Origin of the sequence: Streptomyces sclerotialus (assembly GCF_040907265.1) — a bacterium.
Taxonomy (GTDB): Bacteria; Actinomycetota; Actinomycetes; order Streptomycetales; family Streptomycetaceae; genus Streptomyces; species Streptomyces sclerotialus.
Genome location: NZ_JBFOHP010000002.1, coordinates 7,187,186 through 7,206,864 on the forward strand (window position 1 = coordinate 7,187,186; position 19,679 = coordinate 7,206,864).

The window sequence follows — 19,679 nt, forward strand, 5'->3', positions numbered from 1 at the left end:
GCTACGGCGGGTGCCCGGTCCGGCTCGGCGGGACCGCCGAGGCGGAGGTGGACACGGTGCCCGGACGGCGGGCCCGGCGCGGTCACCGGTGTCCAGCCCGGTGTCCGGCATCCGTACGGGCGGCGGCCGTGCGCGTCGTACGGGCTTCCTCGCGTGCCCTCAGGCGTCCCGGCCGTCAGGCGTCCTCGTCGGCGGCCGGGGCCGGAGGCCACGCCGTGGGGGAGAGGAGCCCGAGCGTGTAGGCGCGGGCGATCAGTGCGGTGCGGTTGGGGACGCGGTAGCGGCGGGTCAGGCGGGTGAGGTGGTAGTTGACGCCGTCGACGGTGAGGCCGAGGTCCTTGCCGATGGCCGCCGTGGTGGCGCCGGCCGCCGCGAGCGCGAGGATGCGCGACTCCACCGGGCTGACCTGCGCGGCGGGCGGCGGCGCCGGGCGGGACTCGTGGACGCGGAGGATGGCGAGCAGGGCCGGGGGCTCGTCGGAGGGGTCGCCGACCGGGTCCAGGGTGAGCATCCCCTCGCGCTCGGGCCCGTCGGCGCCCTCGCGCCAGCGGACCTCGACGGGGTAGCGGGAGCGGCGGCCCGCTCGTACGGCCTCGACGAGCCGGCCGACCTGGGAGATGGCGCGCGGGCGGAAGTGGTCCAAGAGGTTGCGGCCGCGCAGCTGGCCGCGGGTGGTGCCCCAGACCGCCGCCATCGCCGGGTTGGCGATCAGCACCTCGCCGTCGGCGCGGCACACCGCCACCGGCAGCGGCATCCGGTCCAGCAGGATCAGGAAGTAGTTGTGCCAGGGCGCGGCCGCCGGACCCGGCACTCCCGGGTGCGCGAAGAGGTCGTCACTCATCGGCCGGCGGCACCCGTCCCTCTCGTCTCGTGCGTCCATCGGTCCTGCTCCGCTCCGCGGCCGGCCGGGCCGCCGTACCGCAATGATCATCTTCGCCCGGAGCGCAAGCCCCGGACGCAGGAAAACACTGCACAATCATGCAGTTACCGCGGGGAGCGCGGCACACCGGGCCGGTCACTGTGGAGTCATGAGCGACACGCAGCTGCAGAGCGCCGACACCGTCACCCTCGGCGACGACGGGATCCCCGTGGTCGACATCACGGCCGCCGGTCTCTCCCGTACCCCCCTCCAGCGGGCCATGGGCATCGCCCGCGCGCACGGCGGCCCCATCTTCCGCCGCCGGCTGCACGGCCGGGACGCCACCTTCGTCACCTCCGTCGAACTGGTCACCGAGCTGGCCGACGAGACGCGCTTCGAGAAGGCCATCGGTCCTGCCCTGGAGAACGTACGGGAGTTCGCCGCCGACGGCCTCTTCACCGCCTACAACGACGAGCCCAACTGGGCCAAGGCGCACGACATCCTCATGCCCGCCTTCGCGCTGGGCTCGATGCGCACCTACCACCCGGCGATGCTCAAGGTCGCCCGCCGGCTGATGGCGAGCTGGGACCGCCGGGTCGAGGACGGCGCGCCGGTGGACGTGCCGGACGACATGACCCGGATGACGCTGGACACCATCGGACTCGCCGGATTCGGCTTCGACTTCGAGTCCTTCGGGCGCGAGCAGCCGCACCCCTTCGTGGACGCGATGGTGCGCTGCCTGGAGTGGAGCATGACGCGGCTGGCCCGTAAGCCGGGCGTGGACTACACCGAGAAGGACGAGGCGTTCCGGGCCGACGCCGACTACCTCGCGTCGGTGGTGGACGAGGTCATCAGCGCGCGTACCGCCTCCGGTGACACTTCCGCCGACGACCTGCTGGGCCTGATGCTGGGCGCGCCGCACCCGGAGGACGGCACGACGCTGGACCCGGCCAACATCCGCAACCAGGTCATCACCTTCCTGATCGCCGGTCACGAGACCACCTCCGGTGCGCTCTCGTTCGCCCTGTACCACCTGCTCAAGGACCCCGTCGCGCTGCGGCTGGCGCGCCGCGAGGCCGACGAGCTGTTCGGCGACGCGGCGGACCCGGACCCGTCGTTCGAGGACATCGGCAAGCTGGCCTTCACCCGGCAGGTGCTCAACGAGGCGCTGCGGCTGTGGCCCACCGCTGCCGCGTTCAGCCGCCGCGCGAAGACGGACACGGTGCTCGGCGGCCGGTACCCCGTCAAGGCGGGGGAGATCTTCACCGTCCTCACCCCGATGCTGCACCGCGACCCGGTGTGGGGCGACAACCCCGAGCTGTTCGACCCCGCACGGTTCGCGCCCGAGGCGGAAGCGGCCCGCTCCCCGCACGCGTACAAGCCCTTCGGGACCGGCGAACGCGCCTGCATCGGGCGGCAGTTCGCGCTGCACGAGGCGACCATGCTGCTGGCCCTGCTGGTGCACCGGTACCGCTTCGAGGACCACGGCGACTACGCGCTGACCATCAAGGAGACGCTGACGCTGAAGCCGGACGGCTTCACCGTGCGGCTCGCCGGGCGCACCGCCGCCGACCGCGCCGCCGACCGGGCGGCGCTCGCCGTGCTCCCCGGCACCGGTACCGCGGACGAGGGGCCCGCTGCCGACGACGGGCTGCCCACCCGCGTCCACCAGGACACCGGCCTGCTGCTCCTGCACGGCACCAACTACGGCACCTGCAAGGACTTCGCCGAGCGGCTGGCCGACGAGGCCACGTCCCTCGGCTGCGCCACCGAGGTCGCGCCGCTGGACACGTATGCCGGCGGGCTGCCCACGGACCGCCCCGTGGTGGTCGTGGCGGCGTCCTACAACGGCCGCCCGACGGACGACGCAGCCGCCTTCGTGGCGTGGCTGGAGGACGCCCCCGAAGGCGCCGCCGAAGGGGTCCCGTACGCCGTCCTCGGCGTCGGCGACCGCAACTGGGCCGCCACCTACCAGCGCGTGCCCACCCTCCTCGACGACCGGCTGGCCGCGCTCGGCGGCGACCGGCTGCTGCCGCGCGCCGAGGCCGACGCCTCCGGCGACATGGCGGGCACGGTCAAGGACTTCACCACCGCGCTCCGCACCGAACTGCTGACCCGCTACGGCGACCCGGAGAGCATCGGCAGCACCACGGCGCCCGAAGAGGCCGCGTGCACCGTCACCGAGATCACCGGCGGCCCCCTGGACGCGCTCGCGGCCCGGCACGGTCTCACCCCGATGACCGTCACCGAGGCGTACGACCTCACCGCTGAGGGCTACCCGCGAAAGAAGCGGTTCCTGCGGCTCGCCCTCCCCGAGGGCGTCACCTACCGCACCGCCGACCACCTGAGTGTGCTGCCCGAGAACACCCCGGAGCGGGTCGCCCGCGCCGCGCGGGCGCTCGGCGTGGACCCGGCGGCCGTGCTCAGCATCCGCCAGCCGGGCGCGGGACGGAACGCACTGCCCGTCGACCGCCCGCTGACCGTGCGCGAACTCCTCACGCACCACCTGGAGCTGAACGCCCGGCCGACCCCGGAGCAGCGCGCCCTGCTGGCCGCGCACAACCCCTGCCCGCCCGAGCGGGCGGCGCTCGAAGCGCCCGCCGGGGACGACACCCGTACGATGCTGGAGCTGATCGAGGCGTACCCGGCCCTGCGCGGCGCGCTGCCCTGGCCGGTGGTGCTGGACCTGCTGCCGCCGATGCGCACCCGGCACTACTCCGTCTCGTCCTCCCCGGCCGCCGACGGCCGCCATGCCGACCTGATGGTCTCGCTGCTGCCCGGCGGCACCGGTTCGAGCCATCTGCACACCCTGAAGGCGGGCGACACGGTGCTCGCCCGAGTGCAGCCGTGCCGGGACGCCTTCCGCATCGATCCGGCCGATTCCACGCCGGTGATCATGGTGGCGGCCGGTACCGGCCTGGCGCCCTTCCGCGGCGCCGTCGCCGACCGCACGGCGGCCACCGGGCCGCTCGCCCCGGCACTGCTCTTCTTCGGCTGCGACGCGCCCGACGCGGACTTCCTGCACGCCGAGGAGCTGCGTGCCGCCGAGGCGGCCGGCGTCGTCGGGGTGCGCCCCGCCTTCAGCGAACGGCCCGAGGACGGCCGCCGGTTCGTCCAGCACCGCATCGCCGCGGACGGCGAAGAGGTCTGGCGGCTGCTGGAGTCGGGCGCCCGGGTGTACGTCTGCGGCGACGGCAGCCGTATGGCACCGGGCGTACGCGAGGCCTTCCGCGAGCTGTACGTGCGGCACGGCGGCGGCACCCCGGAGGACGCCGAGGCCTGGCTCACCGGGCTGACCACCGAGGGCCGTTACATCGAGGACGTGTACGCGGCGGGCTGATCCCCGGGGGCGCGCGGGGGCTGGCGGGACGGCGGGGAGCGGCACGGGTACGACGGGAAGTACGGCCCACGCCTACGACATGCCGGTTCCCGCTCTGGCCCCGGCGCGCCCGGCGCGCCAAGGTGGACCCGTGCGACGGGTGCGGCTCCCTCGGACACAGGCGCCGAGGGGGCCGCGCCCGCTGCCGGGGCGTACGACTTGCGCCCCTGAGACCGGCCGTCCGACCTTGGAGCGTCATGACCCACGCCCTGATCATCGGTGGTGGCATCGCGGGAGCGGTGACCGCGATGGCCCTGCAGAAAGCCGGCATCGAATCGGAGGTCTTCGAGGCGTACGCGAGCGGCGCCGACGACGTCGGGGCCTTCCTCGTCGTCTTCGAGAACGGCCTGGCGGCGCTGCGCGTCATCGACGCCCACGGGCCCGTGATCGAGAACTCCTTCCCCGCCGGCCGGGTGGAGTTCCTGAGCAACACGGGGAAGCGGCTGGGCGAACGGCCGATGGGCACGACCGAGCGCCAGGACACCGGGGCCGAGGGCACAACGCCGGACGGCCAGGGCCCCCGTACGCTGCGCCGCGCCACGCTCTACCGGGTCCTGCACGACGAGGCGACCCGGCGCGGCATCACCGTCCAGCACGGGAAGCGGCTGGTGGCCGCCGAGACGGTGGAGAACGGCCGGATCGTCGCCACCTTCTCCGACGGCACCCGCGCCGAGGGCGACCTGCTCATCGGCGCCGACGGCATCCACTCCGTGACCCGCAAGCTCATCGACCCGGCCGCGGCGCGGCCCCGGTACACCGGCCGGCACACCGTCTGCGGCTACACCCGCGACGCGAAGAACGCGCCCGACCCCGGCACGTACAGCATGTTCTTCGGCAAGAAGGCGTTCTTCGGCTGCACCCGCGCGCCGGACGGCGAGACCTGGTGGTTCGCCAGCGCACCGGGCCCCGAACTCTCCCGCGAGGACCTGGCCGCGTCCACCCCCGACCACTGGCGGCACCGGCTCGCCGGGCTGTTCGACGAGGACAACACCCCGGCCGCCGAGATCATCCGGTCCACCGGCGAGACCATCATCGGCTCCAACGCCTACGACATAGCCGGCGCCCCGCGCTGGTGGACCGACACCATGGTGATCATCGGGGATGCCGCGCACGCCGCCGCGCCGAACGTGGCGCAGGGCGCCTCCATGGCCGTCGAGGACGCCATCGTGCTGGCCAAGTCCCTGCGTGACCAGGCCGGCAACCGGCGCGCCTTCCGGGCGTACGAGGAACTCCGCCGTGCGCGCGTGGAGAAGGTCGTCGCGGCCGGCGCCGACATGGTCCGCCGTTCGGCGGTGGGCCCCGTACGCCGCGTCGTCCGTGACACCGTGCTCCCGCACCGTGCCCGGCGCAGTGAGGCGGGCGCGGCCGACTGGCTCAGGTCGTACCGGATCGAGTGGTGAGCGGGGCCCCGCTCGCACGGTGCGGCGGGCGGGGCCCTGACGGTACGTCAGCTGAAGTCGAGCACCGGCCGCCCGCGGACGCCGCCGGCCTCCAGCAGGCGGTGGGCGTCGGGTGCCCGCTCCGCGGGGAAGACCTCAGCGACCCGCAGCGTGAGGACACCCTCCTCGGCCTGGCGGCGCAGCCGGTCCAGGCGCTCGGTGTCCGTGGCGTGGTCCGAGACCAGCACCGGCCGTACGTCGATGCCCCGCTCCGAGCCGCCCGACCAGCCGCGGAACACCGTGAGCCGGCCCCCGTCGGCGAGCGCCCCGAACAGCTTCTCGCCCTGGAGCGAGCCGTCCACGAAGCCCGGGACGCCCTGCGGAACCAGCTTCCGGATGTGCTCCGCCACGTCGTCGCCGCGCGCCACGACCTCGTCGGCGCCGAGCTCGCGCACCAGCGCCTCGTCGGCCGGCTTGGCATCGGCGACGACCCGCAGTCCGTCGGCCTTCGCCAGCTGCACCGCGTACCCGCCGAGGGCACCGGCCGCACCGGTGACGGCGAGCGTGTCGCCGGGCGAGAGGGCCAGCTCGTCGAGGGCGAGCCGGGCCGTCAGGGCGTTCATCAGCAGCGTGGCGGCCGCGGGGAAGCCGGCACCCTCCGGCGCCGGCACCACCGACGCCGCCGGCACCACGATCAGGTCGGCGTACGCGCCGCCGCGCGGTCCGGTGGGCACGACCACCGCGACCACCCGCTGCCCGACGGCGAGCCGGTCACCGGTGTCCGGACCGAGCTGGTCGACCACACCGGCCGCGTCCATGCCCGGGATGTAGGGCGGCTCGCGGTCGGTGAGCCGCTGTGCGTGGGCGCCGGACCGCAGCAGCGTGTCCGTGGGGTTCACCGCCGCGGCGTGCACCCTGATGCGTACCTCGCCGGGCCCGGCCTGCGGCTCCGGCAGGTCCAGGACCCGCAGCGCGTCGGGCCCGCCGTATTCTTCCACTCCGATTGCTCGCATACCGGGGGCAACCGGGGCGCCGGTGCGGCTATTCCGCGGCTGCCTCAGGTGCCGGTGGCTTTCCGCCCGCCGCCCGGGGAGCTGGACTGCACGAACAGCAGGGCCAGGCCCGCGAGCAGGACGTTGCGGGTGGCGGCATCCAGCCCGTTCCAGTCCTCGGACTGCCACATCGCGAACCACTCGCCGCCGATGGCGAGGAAGCCGGCGCCGAAGAGCAGCAGGACCATCAGCAGCCCGAGAGTGCTGAGCCGACGGGCCTGCTCGCGGCGCATCGCCCACAGCACGGTGGCCACGACCAGTACGGCGGCGGCCGCGGTCTCCCAGACGATGATCGCGATATAGGCGGCGTCCTGGAGCGGACGCGAGGTGATGGCCCGCCACATGAGGTCGGGGTCCTTGAAGGTCGTGTCCATCGCCAGGACGTGCTGGACGAACGCCTGGTTGGTGCCGAAGTCGGTGATGTTACCGAAGGCGACGAGCGCCATGTACAGCGCGACCGTGCCCGTGAGGATGCCGGCGGCGAGGGTGGGCGCCGCCGCTGCTCTTCTGCCGGCCATGGCGTCATGGTAAAGGCCCTCAGGCCGCCTGGGAACGGGGCGTCGGTGAGGTCGCACGCGTCCCACGCGTATCCCAAGTCCCGTACGCTGCCGCCTGATCGACTGACCAACGAGGAAGCAGGGACACATGGGCGCACATCGGCGTACGGGGACGATGGTGGCGGGTGTGGCAGGAGCGGCACTGGTGGCGGCGGTGGTCGCCTGGCCGGCCGGCGCCGGCACCGCGGCAGCCGCCGGCACGACGTACGACACGACCACGACGGTGGGCGTGCACAACGCGTACGAGAAGGACAAGTACCCCTACTTCGCGGACGCGCTCGACTCCGGCGCCGGCCTGCTGGAGCTGGACGTGTGGACCAACGGGCTGGGGAAGTCCTGGCGGGTCTCGCACGGCAACCCGCTCGGCAACGACAACAACTGCGAGAACGCCGCCACACCTGCGGAGCTGCGCACCAAGTCCCGCAACCAGGACCTCGGCGGCTGCCTCGCCGACCTGCGGGCCTGGCACGACGCCCATCCCGGCCACCGCCCCGTCCTGCTCAAGATGGAGCTGAAGGACGGCTTCAACGACAAGGGCGGCCGCGGCCCGGACGAGTTCGACGCGCTGGTGCGCGGCAAGCTGGGGGACGCGGTCTTCGGGCCCGGCGACCTCATCGGCGACCACGCGACGCTGGACGAGGCGGTGCGGGCCGACGGCTGGCCGGAGCGGTCGGCGCTCGCGGGCAAGTTCCTGATCGAGCTGATACCGGGCACGGTCGAGGAGGGAAATCCGGCCGACAAGCTGTGGACCGACCGCGAGTACGCCACCCATCTGCGCACCCTCGCCGGCCAGGGACAACTGGCCACGTCCACCGCCTTCCCCGCCGTGCACGGTGCCGAGTCCGGCGACCCCCGCTCCCGCTACACCGACCCCGCGCTGCGCCCCTGGTTCGTGGTCTTCGACGGGGACGCCACCGCGTACACCGGCGGCATCGACACCGCCTGGTACGACACCCGCCACTACCTCGTGGTCATGACGGACGCGCACAAGGTGGCCCCGGCGATCGACGGTACGAAGCCGACCGCGCAGGAGGCCAGGGACCGGGTGGCGCTGCTGGCCAAGGCGCACGCCAGCGTCCTCACCGCCGACTGGTACCCGCTGCCGGACGTGCTCGGCACGGTGGCGCCGCGCGGCTGAAGACGCGGCCGAAGACGCGGCTGAGGAACGGCTGAGAAGCGGCGTGACGGGCGGGGGCTTGTTGTACAGGTTTCAAGCACTGTGTATGGTCGAAGCGTGGCTTGAACTTTCAAGTATTTCGCCGACCCCACAGGGAGAGCCCGTATGACGTCCCCCGCCACGACCGTCGCCCGTACCGGCGCGGCCGCGTCCTCGCCCGCCCACGACCTGGGCCTGCTGGTGCTGCGGCTCGCCGTCGGCCTCACCATGGCGGCGCACGGCTCGCAGAAGCTCTTCGGCTGGTTCGACGGGCCCGGCCTCGACGGCACGGGCCAGTTCTTCACCGTGAGCGGCTACCCCGCCGGCAAGGCCATGGCCGTGATCGCCGGGCTCACCGAGACCTTCGGCGGTCTCGGCCTCGCCCTCGGCCTGCTCACCCCGCTCGCCGGCGCCGCCGTCCTCGGCACCATGGTCAACGCGCTCGCCGTGAAGTGGGGCGGCGGCTTCTTCGCGCCCAAGGGCATCGAGTACGAGCTGCTGCTCACCGTGGCCGCCGCCGCGCTCACCCTCACCGGGCCCGGCCGCTGGGCCGTCGACCGGCTGCTGCCCGGCCTGCGCCGCGAGCGCGCCGCCTACGGCTTCGCCGCTGTCGCCCTCGGCCTGATCGTGGCCTTCGTCGTCCTGCTGCTGCGCAAGTGACCCCGTAAGGAGGTCCCCATGTCCGTACGCCGCCTGAACCATGCGGTCCTCTACGTACGCGAGCTGTCGCGCTCCGTCGCGTTCTACACCGACGCCCTCGGCTTCACCGTGGACACCGAGATCCCCGGGCGGGCCGCCTTCCTGCGGGCCGACGGCACCCGGAACGACCACGACCTCGGCCTCTTCGCGCTCGGCGACCAGGCCCCGGGCCCCGAGCACGGCCGGGCGGGCCTGTACCACCTCGCCTGGGAGGTCGGCACCCTCGGTGAACTGGCGGAGACCGCCGGACGGCTGCGGGCCGCCGGCGCGCTCGTCGGCGCCAGCGACCACCTCGTCTCCAAGTCCCTGTACGCCAAGGACCCGGACGGCATCGAGTTCGAGGTGATGTGGCGGGTGCCGCGCGAGGACTGGCCGGGCCCCGAGGAGGGCGGCGCGCAGGTCCGCCCGCTCGACCTGGAGGACGCGCTGCGCCGCTGGGGCCCCGACCTGGCGACCGGGGCCGCCGCCGGCTCCGCCACCTGAGAGCCGGGTCAGCCCCGGCCCGAAGGCAGCAGGTCCTTCAGGGGCTGGATCGCGTCGGTACTGCGCAGCCACGGATCGTCGAACTCCCACACCAGGAAGAGCAGGAAGGCGATCAGGGCGGTGAACACCCCTGCCATCAGGAGTTCCCGCCCCGACCGCCTGATCTGCAGCGTGAACATCAGGCCCACCGTGACCACGGCGCCCGCGAGCAGGCCGAACCACACCACCGGCGGCATGGTCGGCCCGGCGCTGAGCCCGCGGGCCGACCGGGCGCCGTCCGCCACCGCGACCTGGTCCACCAGCGGCTGGTAGGTCTGGTTCTCGAAGTCGTCGCGCGGGTGGTAGTCGGACACGTCGGCGCGGACCTTCAGCAGCAGCGCGTCCCCGCGCGGCGTCAGCTCGCCCTCCTCGGTCATCACCGGCCACTCCTTGTCCACCACGTGCGAGACGTAGGCGTCCACGTCCGCGCGGATGCGGTCGCGCACCGGGTCCGGATACGCCCGGGCCCGCGCGCTCACCTCGTGCAGCGCCTGCGCCTCCGTACGGACCGTGTCCTCCGCCGCGCTGCGTGCCTCCCACACGCCCGCGATGGCCAGGCCCAGCACGATCGCGTAGACCACCCCGACCATCATCGTCATGTACTCCATGACGTCGGGCGTCTCGGTCGGGTCGTCCTCCTCCTCGTCGATCCGCCGCTGGTGCAGCACGGTCACGAGCAGCACGACGCCGCACGTCGCGGCCATGGCGATGCCCAGCACGAGCCAGTCCGACATGAAGACCTCCAGAGAAGAGCGATGGGGAGCGGACCCGTGGTCAGGAGCGGCTGCCGCCGGAGCCGGACGAGGAGCGGGGACGCAGGGCGGCAGCGGCGAGCACGGCCGGAGCGGTCAGCAGCAGCATGTTGGTGACCAGCGAGCGGCCGCCTTCCGGCGGCCGGCTGCTGACGGCGTACGACCGGGGCTTCATCGGCGACGGCGAGGGCTTCGGCGCCTCGGTCGTCGGCGGGGGAGCGGAGGGCGGCTTCGGCTTCGGCGGCGCGGGCTTCGGCGGCTCGGGCCGCGGAGCCGGCGGCGGCGTGGTGGCCGGCGGGGGGCGGCGCGGGCTCCGGTGGTGCGGGCTTCGGGGGCGTGGGTTTCGGGGGCGGCGGCGGGGGCTCGGGGGACGGCGGCGTCGGTGTGGGTGGCCGGGGCGTCGGTGACGTACAGGGCCAGGGCCAGTCGTCGGGCAGCCCCGGCACGCCGGTCGGGGCCGTCACCGGCGGCTTCGTCCCCGCGTAGGAACAGTTGTCACCGTGTGCGGCCGCCGCCGGCGCCCAGCCCACCCCTGCCACGAACGCGGCGGCAGCCAGGGTCAGTCCCGCGCGAATCGATCTGTACACGCCAGGAGGCTGCGCAGCCCCGCCGCCCATCAAGCGTCCCGGACGGGTGATTCCCCTGATAGTGCGGATTACCGTACGGTCGGGTGTACAAAAACGGCCGACTGCCTTACGGGGCGGGCGGATTCATCCCCGTACGGCCAGGTTCGCCCGCGGGTGGCCGGTGTTACCTCCGTACCGCGAGGGACAGTGCGAAGCGGTCCGTGCCGTCCGTCCACCACTCGCGCAACTCCAGCCCCGCGGCGTCCAGTTCCGTGCGGACGCCCTCCTTGCGGAACTTCGCCGAGACCTCCGTGCGCACCTCCTCGCCCTCGTCGAAGTGGACCGCGAGGTCCAGCGCCGGGATCTTCACGGTCTGCTCCTTCAGGGAGCGCAGCCGCATCTCGATCCACTCGCGCTCGGCGTCCCACACCGCGTGGTGCGCGAACTGCGCCGGGTCGAAGTCGGCGGCCAGTTCGCGGTTGACGACGGCGAGGACGTTCTTGTTGAACTCGGCGGTGACGCCCTGGCTGTCGTCGTACGCGGCCAGCAGCGTCGCCTCGTCCTTGACCAGGTCCGTGCCGAGCAGCAGCGCGTCCCCCGGCTCCAGCAGGTCGTGCACGGAGCGCAGGAAGCCGGCCCGCTCGGCGGGGAGCAGGTTGCCGATCGTGCCGCCGAGGAAGGCCAGCAGCCGGGGGCCGGGCGCGTCGGGCAGCTCCAGGCCGTGCTGGAAGTCGGCCACGAGGGCGTGCACGGTCAGCCCGGGGCGCTCGGCGAGGAGTGCCTCGCCCGCGGCGGCCAGCGCGCTCTCGCTCACGTCGACGGGCACGTACGTGTGCAGGCCGGTGAGCGCGTCCAGCAGGTGCCGGGTCTTCTCGGAGGACCCCGAGCCCAGCTCGATCAGGGTCCGGGCGCCGGTGGCGGTGGCGATCCGCCCCGCGCGGGCCACCAGGATCTCCCGCTCGGCGCGCGTCGGGTAGTACTCGGGCAGTGCGGTGATGTCCTCGAAGAGGGCGCTGCCCCGGGCGTCGTAGAACCACTTGGGCGGCAGCGTCTTCGGGCTGCCGGTGAGGCCATGGGCGACATCGGTACGGAGAGCGGCGGCGGTGGCGTCCAGGGGCAGCGTGCGGGTGACGGCGAGGGGACTCACGCGGTGGGCTCCTTGAGCGGGGTGAGCAGGACATCCGTGGCGGTGGCGGTCAGCAGGGTGCGGTCGGGGACCTCGGTCCAGTCGTCTTCGTCGTCGGAGGGTTCGGAGGCGATCAGCATGCCGGGCGCCGGCCCCGGAACGCGGCGGTGGAAGAGCGTGTCGCCCCAGGTGGTGGCGGCGATCGTGGCGCCGTCGGTGAGCAGCAGGTTCAGCCGGGACCCGGGGGCCGCCCCGGCCACCTCCCGCACCGTCTCCGACAGCGCCTCGGAGACGTCGGCACCCTGCTCCAGACGGTGCTTCACCAGCGCCCAGAGAAGCGCCGCGTCGCAGCGCGCCTCGAGGCCGAGCAGCGCTTCGGAGGGCAGCGTGGCGGCCAGGGGGCCGAGCGAGCCCGGCCAGCCGCTGACCGCGCCGTTGTGGCTGAACAGCCAGGGGCCGCCGGCGAAGGGCGCGGCGGCGGCCTCACCGTCCGGGCAGGCGAGCGTGGCGTCCCGTACGGCGGCCAGGACGGCGCCGCTGCGTACGACCCGGGCGAGGTCGGGCAGGCAGGCGTCCGCCCAGATCGGCCCGGCGCGGCGGTAGCGGGCCGGCACGGGGTCGCCAGGGGCGTACCAGCCGACTCCGAAGCCGTCCGCGTTGACGGTGCCGTACTTCTGGCGGCGGGGCGCCCAGGACTGCCGGTACAGGCTGTGCTCGGGCGCGGTGAGCAGGTCGCCGAGGGACACCTCGGGGCCGAGGTAGGCGAGGTGGCGGCACATCAGCTCCACCCTGCCCGGTTGCGGCGCGCGGCCGGGGCGCTCACGGGGCGCTCCGGGGCCGGGGACCTCACGCCTCCTCCGGAGTCGCGTCGCGGGCGGTGCGGAAGCCGGCGAAGATCTGCCGGCGGACGGGCAGGTCCCAGTTGCGGAACGTGCCGCGGCAGGCCACCGGGTCCACCGCGAACGAGCCGCCGCGCAGCACCTTGTAGGGGCCGCCGAAGAACACCTCGGAGTACTCCGCGTACGGGAACGCCTGGAAGCCCGGGTACGGCAGGAAGTCCCCCGAGGTCCACTCCCACACGTCCCCGATGAGCTGCCGGACGCCCAGCGGCGACTCGCCTTCGGGGTAGCTGCCCACGGGCGCGGGCCGCAGGTGGCGCTGGCCCAGGTTGGCGTGCTCGGGGCGGGGGTCCTCGTCGCCCCACGGGTAGCGGCGGCTGCGCCCGGTGCGCGGGTTCCAGCGGGCGGCCTTCTCCCACTCGGCCTCCGAGGGCAGCCGGCGCCCGGCCCAGCGGGCGTACGCGTCGGCCTCGTACCAGCTCACATGCAGAACCGGTTCTTCAGGAGCGATCGGCTGGGTCACGCCGAACGAGCGGCGCAGCCACTCGCCGCCCTCGTGGCGCCAGAACAACGGCGCCTCGAGGTTGTTCTCCCGCACCATCCGCCAGCCCTCGGGCGCCCACCAGCGCTGCTCCCGGTAGCCGCCGTCCTCGACGAACCGGAGGTACGCGGCGTTGCTCACCGGCACCGTGTCGATGTGGAAGGCGGGCAGCAGCCGGTGGTGCGCGGGGCGTTCGTTGTCCAGCGCCCACGGCTCACTGGAGGTGCCCATCGTGAAATGCCCCGCCGGCACCAGCACCTCGGGACCCACCACGCCGCGCGCGGTGTCCGGCGGCGGCGGAGCGGACAGCGCGGCGGGGCCCCGCCGCAGCTGGTGGGTGATGAGCATCGTCTCGTCGTGCTGCTGCTCGTGCTGCGCGACCATGCCGAACGCGAACGCCTGCTCCACCAGCCGGTCGCCGCGCAGCGGGGTCTTCTCCAGGACGTCCAGCACCCGGCCGCGCACCTCGGCCACGTAGCTGTGCGCCTCGGCGGGGGCCAGCAGCGGCAGGGAGGGCCGCTCGGCCCGGGGGTGCTCGAAGGCGTCGTAGACCGAGTCGATCTCCGGGCGCAGCGCTTCGAGGCCGCCCACCGCCCGCATCAGCCACTGCTCCTCCTGGTTGCCTATGTGGGCGAGGTCCCACACCAGGGGCGACATCAGTGGTGAGTGCTGGGCGGTCAGGTCGGGCTCGTCGACGCAGGTGGTCAGCGTGTGCGTACGGGCGCGCGCGGCGAGCAGCGCCGTCGCCGCGCGGTCCCGGAGCGTTTCGGGATCGTGGATCACTGGCTGTCCTTCCCTGGGATGCGCTCGGCGGTGCGGGCGTACTCCGCGGCGAGCGCCGCTTCCTGCGCGTCGGCGGCGAGCCGGGCCGCCGCGCTCTCCGTGGGTTCCGTGGCGTACTCGGGTGCCGCGTACGCGGCGTCCAGGAGGTCGTCGGCCGGGCAGCGGCCGTGCGCCACGTAGCGCTCGGTGAACTCCTCGACGGCGGCGAGCACGTCGGGCCCGGCCCCGAGCCGGGGCAGTGCCTCACGGGCCGCGGCGAAACACGCCGTCGCGGCGGCGGCCAGCTCCGGGTCGGTCAGCGCGTGCCGCGCCGCGCGCCGCCACAGGGGGTTGCGCGGTGCGGGGCGCTCGCCGGCGGTCTCGGCGAGCGGCTTGACCGCGCGGTACGCGGTCTCGGCGGCCTCGGGGTCGTCGAACAGGGCCGCCGTCACGGCGAGCGGCACGATCCAGCCGTCGCCCGGCTGTGCGTCGATCATGCGCAGTTCGAGATGGCCGCGCGGCCGGACCGGCGGAAAGAGCGTGGTGACGTGGTAGTCGAAGTCCTCCTGGGTGGGGGGCCTGGGGATTCCGGTACGCACCCAGTCGCGGAAGGTCAGGCCCTCGGGCGCGTCCCAGGGGCCGTCCGGGCTGCGCACGCACATCACGGGCGCGTCGAGGACGTACGCGGTCCAGGCCGCGCGCGGCTCGGGCGCGTCGGCGGGGGCGAGGGTGCGGGCCGGGTCGAGCTGCGTCCAGACGGCCTGACGGGTCGAGCGGTAGCCCGTCGGGCACCCCTCGCTGGTGGGGGAGTTGGCGAAGGCCGCGGTGAGCACGGCGCCCAGGAGATGGGCCAGCCGCCAGCGCCGGCCGTGGCCGAGCGGGCCGGGCTCCTCGTACCCGGCGTCCAGGCAGACCTGTACGGAGGCGGTGCCGCACATCATGGACCGCCCGGCCTGCCCCCAGCGGTCGAAGTAGGCCTCCATGGCGTCGTAGCGCGGCTCGTCGAGAATGCGGTGCGGCGGGTGCCAGGGGTTGTGACCGTGGCCCGCCAGGCTCAGGCCCATGGCGCGCAGCGCCGTGCGTACCAGGGCCAGGTCCGCCGAGACGGTGGTGACGCAGTCGGTGAGTGAGGTGGCGGGGAGCGAGCTGAGCTCCAGCTGCCCGCCCGGCTCGAAGGTGAGCGCCGACCGCAGGGGGAGGGCGCGCAGTGCGGTCATCGCGGTGCGGACGTGCTCGCGGGGGAGGGGACATCGGGGGTTGCGCGCGTCGTGGACGAGATACTCGATCTCGACCCCGATGCGCCGCGGCGGCCCGGTCTTGAAACATATGCCGTGCAGGTGGGCTGCCAGCTCCTCTTCCGTGACAGCGCGCTGGGCGGACATGGACCTCACTCCCTCCGTGGCCGGACGCCGGACGCAGGCCTCCCACCTAAGCGGGTGCGAGCGGCGCACTCAAGGGCGCATCAGCGCCCCGGGGAGCACGAGCCGCGCACGGCCCGCCCGCGGCCGCGCCGGTGTACGACGGCGCGCCCGCACGGGGAGTCTCTCACTGCCGGTACCCCGCCAGGAAGCGTCCGATGCGGCTGATGGCGGCGTCGAGGTCGTCGGCGTGCGGGAGTGTCAGGATACGGAAGTGGTCCGGGCGCGGCCAGTTGAAGCCGGTGCCCTGGACGACCTGGATCTTCTCCCGGAGCAGCAGGTCGAGGACGAACTTCTCGTCGTCGTGGATCTTGTGCACGGCCGGGTCCAGGCGCGGGAAGGCGTAGATCGCGCCCTTCGGCTTCACGCACGACACGCCCGGGATCTCGTTCAGCCGCTCCCAGGCCCGGTCGCGCTGCTCCCGGAGCCGGCCGCCGGGCAGCACCAGCTCGTTGATCGACTGGCGGCCGCCGAGCGCCGCCTGGATGGCGTACTGCGCAGGGGCGTTCGGGCACAGCCGCATGGAGGCCAGCGTGCCCAGCCCCTCCAGGTAGTCGGCGGCGTGCTGCTTGGGCCCGGAGACCACCAGCCAGCCGGAGCGGAAGCCGGCCACGCGGTACGCCTTGGAGAGCCCGCTGAAGGTGAGGCAGACCAGATCGGGGGCGAGCACCGCGGCGTTGTGGTGCACCTCGCCGTCGTACAGGATCCGGTCGTAGATCTCGTCGGCGAAGACCATCAGGCCGTGCTGCCGGGCCAGGTCGAGCATGCCCTCCAGCAGCTCGCGCGGGTACACGGCGCCCGTCGGATTGTTGGGGTTGATGATGACCAGCGCCCGGGTCCGGTCGGTGATCTTCGCTGCCATGTCGTCCAGGTCGGGCAGCCAGTCGGCGGTCTCGTCGCACACGTAGTGCACCGCCTTGCCGCCCGCCAGTGTGGTCACCGCGGTCCACAGGGGGAAGTCCGGGGCCGGGATCAGTACTTCGTCGCCGTCGTCCAGCAGCGCCTGGACCGCCATCGAGACCAGTTCCGAGACGCCGTTGCCGAGGTAGACGTCGTCCACGTCGACGTCGGTGAGGCCGAGCGACTGGTAGTGCTGCGCGACGGCCCGGCGCGCCGGGAGGATGCCGCGGGACTCCGTGTAGCCGTGCGCGCGGGACAGGTTGCGCAGCACGTCCTGGAGGATCTCCTCGGGCGCCTCGAAGCCGAACAGCGCGGGGTTGCCGGTGTTCAGGCGCAGCACGCTGTGCCCGGCCTCCTCCAGCGCGTCGGCGTGCTCGATCACCGGCCCGCGGATCTCGTAGCAGACGTCGGCCATCTTGCTCGACTGCTTGAACTCCATGCGGCGGCCTCCCGGTCCCTCGCTCGCCGCGGCGCGGCGCGTCTCTGGCTCTACTTGGTTTTACCAAGCGACAACTTGGAAAGTCCAACTTCTTGTCTATGCTGGGATCATGCCGCGCCGAAGTTATGACCAGTACTGCTCCGTCGCCCGCGCCCTGGACGTCGTGGGCGACCGCTGGACCCTGCTGATCGTCCGGGAGCTGCTGGCCGGGGCCCGGCGCTACACCGACCTGCACGCCGACCTGCCGGGCGTCAGCACGGACATGCTCGCCTCCCGCCTGAAGGACATGGAGCGCGACAGCGTGGCCGTCCGCCGCAGACTCGACCCGCCCGCCGCCGCCTTCGTGTACGAACTCACCCCGCGCGGCCGGGCCCTGCTGCCCGTCCTCACCGCACTGGCCGACTGGGGCGCCCCCGAGCTCGGTGCGCCGCGGCCGACGGACGCCGTGCGCGCGCACTGGTTCGCCGTACCGCTCATGCCCCGGCTCGCCCGGCACTTCTCCGCCCGGCGGGCCGAGGACGCGCCCGTACGGGTCGTGGAGGTGCGGCTGGACGAGGGAACCTTTCACGTCACGCTGGACGCGGAGGAGGGCGTCCAGGGGCCCGGAACGGACGCGTACGGCTACACCGACGGGCCCGCTCCCGCGCCCGACGTCGTCCTGGAGCTGGACACGGCGGCCTGCGCCGAGGTGATCTACGATCGGCTGTCACTCGCCCACGGCATCGGCACCGGCCGCATCCGGGCGACGGCCTGTGGCGAACCGGCCGGCGTCGCCGCGGCGACCGCACGCACAGCGACGGGATGACACATGGGAACGGCACCCCTGGCGGTCTTCGACCTGGACAACACCCTGGCCGGCACGGCGCACCGGCAGCACTTCCTGGAGCGGCGGCCGCGCGACTGGGACGGCTTCTTCGCCGCGGCGCCGGACGATCCGCCGCTGCCCGAAGGCGTCGCGCTGGCTCTGGAGAGCGCCGCGGAGTGCGAGATCGTCTACCTGACCGGGCGGCCCGAGCGGTGCCGCGCCGCCACCCTGGACTGGCTGGCCCGGCACGGCCTCCCCGAAGGCCGCGTCTGGATGCGCCCGTCCGGTGACCGCCGTCCGGCCCGTCACACCAAGCTCGAACTGCTGCGCAAGCTCGCCAGGGGCCGCGAGGTCCGGGTGGTCGTGGACGACGACGAGCTGGTCTGCGACGCGGTCCAGAAGGCCGGCTTCCCGGTCGTGCGGGCTGGCTGGGCCACGCACTCGGCCGCCCTCGAGGACGCCCAGGAGCGTGAGGGGCGCACCTGAGAGACCCGGCGGCCCGGTCAGGCGTCGCCGGCCGGGCGGGCGCGGGTGTGCACCCGTTCGCCCTGAGGGCCGAACAGGTGCAGGAACTCCACCGGTTCCGCGCCCGCGTTCTCGAAGCCGTGCGGCGTACGGGTGTCGAACTCGGCCGCCTCGCCCGCAACCAGGACGAGGTCGTGCTCGGCCAGCGCCAGCCGCAGCCGGCCGGAGAGCACGTAGAGCCATCCGTAGCCCTCGTGCACCCGCTGCTCGGGCCGCGCCGCGCCCGGCCGCCCGGCGGGCAGGATCCGCTTGTACGCGCGCAGCCCGCCCAGGCGGCCGGTGAGCGGCACGTGGACCTCGCCGTTCCGGACGACCGGACGCGGATGGATGCGGGGGTCGCCCGTGGACGGCGCGCCGACCAGCTCGTCCAGCTGGACGCCGTACGCCTTCGCCAGTGGCAGCAGCAGTTCCAGGGTCGGCTTGCGCTGTCCGGACTCCAGGCGCGAGAGCGTGCTGAGCGATATCCCGGTGCGCTCACTCAGCGCCGTCAGGGTCGTGCCCCGCTTGCGGCGCAGCGCCCGTAGGCGCGGCCCTACGGCGGTCAGCACACTCGTGAGGTCGTCGTCCGGCATGTCGCTATTTGCCGTCCCGGCAACAATGTTTGTCAAGCGGCACGGGGCCCCGGAGCATCGGCAGTGGTAAGTGACACGCCGGCATGACGGAGGAGCGCACCGATGACCGAAACGCAGATCTCGGACGAGGAGTTCTGGGACAGCCGGTACGGCGAGAGCGAGCGGATCTGGAGCGGCGAGCCCAACGCCGCGCTGGTACGGGAGGTGTCCGGCATGACGCCGGGCCGGGCCCTGGACCTGGGCTGCGGCGAGGGCGGCGACGCGATCTGGCTCGCCCGGCAGGGCTGGCGGGTCACCGCGGTCGACGTCTCGCGCGTCGCGCTGGACCGCGCGGCCGGACACGCGGCCGACGCCGGGGTGGCGGACCGGATCGACTGGCAGCGCCACACCCTGGGCGAGACCTTCCCCGAGGGCAGCTTCGACCTGGTCTCCTCCCACTTCCTGCACACCCTCGGCGAGCTGCCGCGGGAGGAGGTCCTGCGGACCGCCGCCGGCGCGGTGGAGCCGGGCGGGACGCTCCTGGTGACCGGCCACTCCGGGCCGCCCCCGTGGGAGCCCGACGCGCACCCGGATGTCCGCCTGCCCGGCCCTGAAGAGGTGCTCGCGGACCTCCGGCTGCCCGAGGGGGAGTGGGAGGTGCTCGTCTGCGAGGAGCACGAACGTCTCCAGACCGCCCCTGACGGGCAGCCGGCCGTCCGGACCGACAACACGGTCAAGGTGCGCCGCCTGAAGGGCTGACCCCCTCTCCCCGAGCGGCTGCCCCCGTCCCGATTGCCTCCCTGACACCTGTTCCCTCAGCCATACCGACCGCTTAGTATGCCGATGGCACCG

General features: G+C 73.8%; 19 protein-coding genes. 8 read left to right on the top strand and 11 right to left on the bottom strand.

The window, feature by feature from the left end:
- Positions 1 to 175: 175 nt before the first annotated feature.
- Positions 176 to 841 (bottom strand): PAS domain-containing protein, encoded by a 666-nt coding sequence (locus tag AAC944_RS31640; protein WP_051871604.1) that lies wholly within the window; start codon positions 839 to 841, stop codon positions 176 to 178.
- Positions 842 to 1,028: 187 nt separating this feature from the next.
- Here AAC944_RS31640 and AAC944_RS31645 point away from each other — a divergent pair, with 187 nt between their 5' ends.
- Together AAC944_RS31645 and AAC944_RS31650 are read left to right on the top strand one after the other, a co-directional pair.
- Positions 1,029 to 4,199 (top strand): bifunctional cytochrome P450/NADPH--P450 reductase, encoded by a 3,171-nt coding sequence (locus tag AAC944_RS31645; protein ID WP_030612263.1) that lies wholly within the window; start codon positions 1,029 to 1,031, stop codon positions 4,197 to 4,199.
- Between the two features lie 236 nt (positions 4,200 to 4,435).
- On the top strand, positions 4,436 to 5,638 hold the full coding sequence (locus tag AAC944_RS31650; RefSeq protein WP_030612260.1) for an FAD-dependent monooxygenase: 1,203 nt from the start codon (positions 4,436 to 4,438) through the stop codon (positions 5,636 to 5,638).
- Between the two features lie 47 nt (positions 5,639 to 5,685).
- Here the strand turns inward: AAC944_RS31650 and AAC944_RS31655 are convergent, their stop codons facing one another.
- Together AAC944_RS31655 and AAC944_RS31660 are read right to left on the bottom strand one after the other, a co-directional pair.
- Complete coding sequence (locus AAC944_RS31655) at positions 5,686 to 6,630, bottom strand: NADP-dependent oxidoreductase (protein WP_030612257.1); 945 nt, start codon at positions 6,628 to 6,630, stop codon at positions 5,686 to 5,688.
- Between the two features lie 44 nt (positions 6,631 to 6,674).
- Positions 6,675 to 7,187, bottom strand: coding sequence for a DUF2165 domain-containing protein (locus AAC944_RS31660; protein WP_030612254.1), 513 nt, complete (start codon positions 7,185 to 7,187; stop codon positions 6,675 to 6,677).
- A gap of 127 nt (positions 7,188 to 7,314) precedes the next feature.
- Between AAC944_RS31660 and AAC944_RS31665 the strand changes: the two genes are divergently transcribed.
- The 3 genes from AAC944_RS31665 to AAC944_RS31675 all read left to right on the top strand — a co-directional run bounded on the left by AAC944_RS31665 (position 7,315) and on the right by AAC944_RS31675 (position 9,564).
- Entirely contained in the window at positions 7,315 to 8,364 is a 1,050-nt protein-coding gene (locus AAC944_RS31665) for a phosphatidylinositol-specific phospholipase C domain-containing protein (protein WP_030612251.1), read from the top strand.
- A 144-nt stretch (positions 8,365 to 8,508) separates the two neighbouring features.
- Complete coding sequence (locus tag AAC944_RS31670) at positions 8,509 to 9,042, top strand: DoxX family protein (RefSeq protein WP_030612249.1); 534 nt, start codon at positions 8,509 to 8,511, stop codon at positions 9,040 to 9,042.
- 18 nt (positions 9,043 to 9,060) lie between these two features.
- On the top strand, positions 9,061 to 9,564 hold the full coding sequence (locus AAC944_RS31675) for a VOC family protein (protein ID WP_030612246.1): 504 nt from the start codon (positions 9,061 to 9,063) through the stop codon (positions 9,562 to 9,564).
- 8 nt (positions 9,565 to 9,572) lie between these two features.
- Here AAC944_RS31675 and AAC944_RS31680 read toward each other — a convergent pair whose 3' ends face one another.
- The 7 genes from AAC944_RS31680 to AAC944_RS31710 form a co-directional block, all read right to left on the bottom strand.
- A complete protein-coding gene (locus AAC944_RS31680) occupies positions 9,573 to 10,337 on the bottom strand; it encodes a bestrophin-like domain (protein WP_030612243.1) in 765 nt (254 codons plus the stop codon).
- 40 nt (positions 10,338 to 10,377) lie between these two features.
- Complete coding sequence (locus AAC944_RS31685; RefSeq protein WP_368396588.1) at positions 10,378 to 10,530, bottom strand: hypothetical protein; 153 nt, start codon at positions 10,528 to 10,530, stop codon at positions 10,378 to 10,380.
- 575 nt (positions 10,531 to 11,105) lie between these two features.
- Positions 11,106 to 12,068 (bottom strand): L-histidine N(alpha)-methyltransferase, encoded by a 963-nt coding sequence (gene egtD, locus AAC944_RS31690; protein WP_030612238.1) that lies wholly within the window; start codon positions 12,066 to 12,068, stop codon positions 11,106 to 11,108.
- A complete protein-coding gene (gene egtC / locus AAC944_RS31695) occupies positions 12,065 to 12,826 on the bottom strand; it encodes an ergothioneine biosynthesis protein EgtC (protein ID WP_030612235.1) in 762 nt (253 codons plus the stop codon). The genes egtD and egtC overlap by 4 nt, the downstream gene beginning before the upstream one ends.
- Positions 12,827 to 12,893: 67 nt before the next feature.
- Positions 12,894 to 14,210, bottom strand: a complete 1,317-nt coding sequence (gene egtB, locus AAC944_RS31700; protein ID WP_030612232.1) for an ergothioneine biosynthesis protein EgtB — start codon at positions 14,208 to 14,210, stop codon at positions 12,894 to 12,896.
- Positions 14,207 to 15,571: an ergothioneine biosynthesis glutamate--cysteine ligase EgtA gene (egtA, locus tag AAC944_RS31705; protein WP_078888451.1), complete on the bottom strand. Its 1,365-nt coding sequence runs from the start codon at positions 15,569 to 15,571 to the stop codon at positions 14,207 to 14,209. The genes egtB and egtA overlap by 4 nt, the downstream gene beginning before the upstream one ends.
- A gap of 163 nt (positions 15,572 to 15,734) precedes the next feature.
- Complete coding sequence (locus tag AAC944_RS31710; RefSeq protein WP_030612225.1) at positions 15,735 to 16,946, bottom strand: pyridoxal phosphate-dependent aminotransferase; 1,212 nt, start codon at positions 16,944 to 16,946, stop codon at positions 15,735 to 15,737.
- A 106-nt stretch (positions 16,947 to 17,052) separates the two neighbouring features.
- Between AAC944_RS31710 and AAC944_RS31715 the strand changes: the two genes are divergently transcribed.
- Together AAC944_RS31715 and AAC944_RS31720 are read left to right on the top strand one after the other, a co-directional pair.
- Positions 17,053 to 17,751 carry a winged helix-turn-helix transcriptional regulator gene (locus tag AAC944_RS31715; RefSeq protein ID WP_078888469.1) on the top strand — a complete coding sequence of 233 codons (699 nt, stop codon included), beginning with the start codon at positions 17,053 to 17,055 and terminating at the stop codon, positions 17,749 to 17,751.
- Between the two features lie 3 nt (positions 17,752 to 17,754).
- Positions 17,755 to 18,237 carry a phosphatase domain-containing protein gene (locus AAC944_RS31720; protein ID WP_030612219.1) on the top strand — a complete coding sequence of 161 codons (483 nt, stop codon included), beginning with the start codon at positions 17,755 to 17,757 and terminating at the stop codon, positions 18,235 to 18,237.
- 17 nt (positions 18,238 to 18,254) lie between these two features.
- On the opposite strand, the gene AAC944_RS31725 is transcribed toward AAC944_RS31720, so the two are convergent.
- On the bottom strand, positions 18,255 to 18,848 hold the full coding sequence (locus tag AAC944_RS31725) for a helix-turn-helix domain-containing protein (RefSeq protein ID WP_030612216.1): 594 nt from the start codon (positions 18,846 to 18,848) through the stop codon (positions 18,255 to 18,257).
- Positions 18,849 to 18,950: 102 nt separating this feature from the next.
- Between AAC944_RS31725 and AAC944_RS31730 the strand changes: the two genes are divergently transcribed.
- The gene (locus tag AAC944_RS31730) at positions 18,951 to 19,586 is read left to right on the top strand and encodes an SAM-dependent methyltransferase (RefSeq protein WP_030612213.1); all 636 of its coding nucleotides are present in this window, start codon (positions 18,951 to 18,953) and stop codon (positions 19,584 to 19,586) included.
- Positions 19,587 to 19,679: the final 93 nt, after the last annotated feature.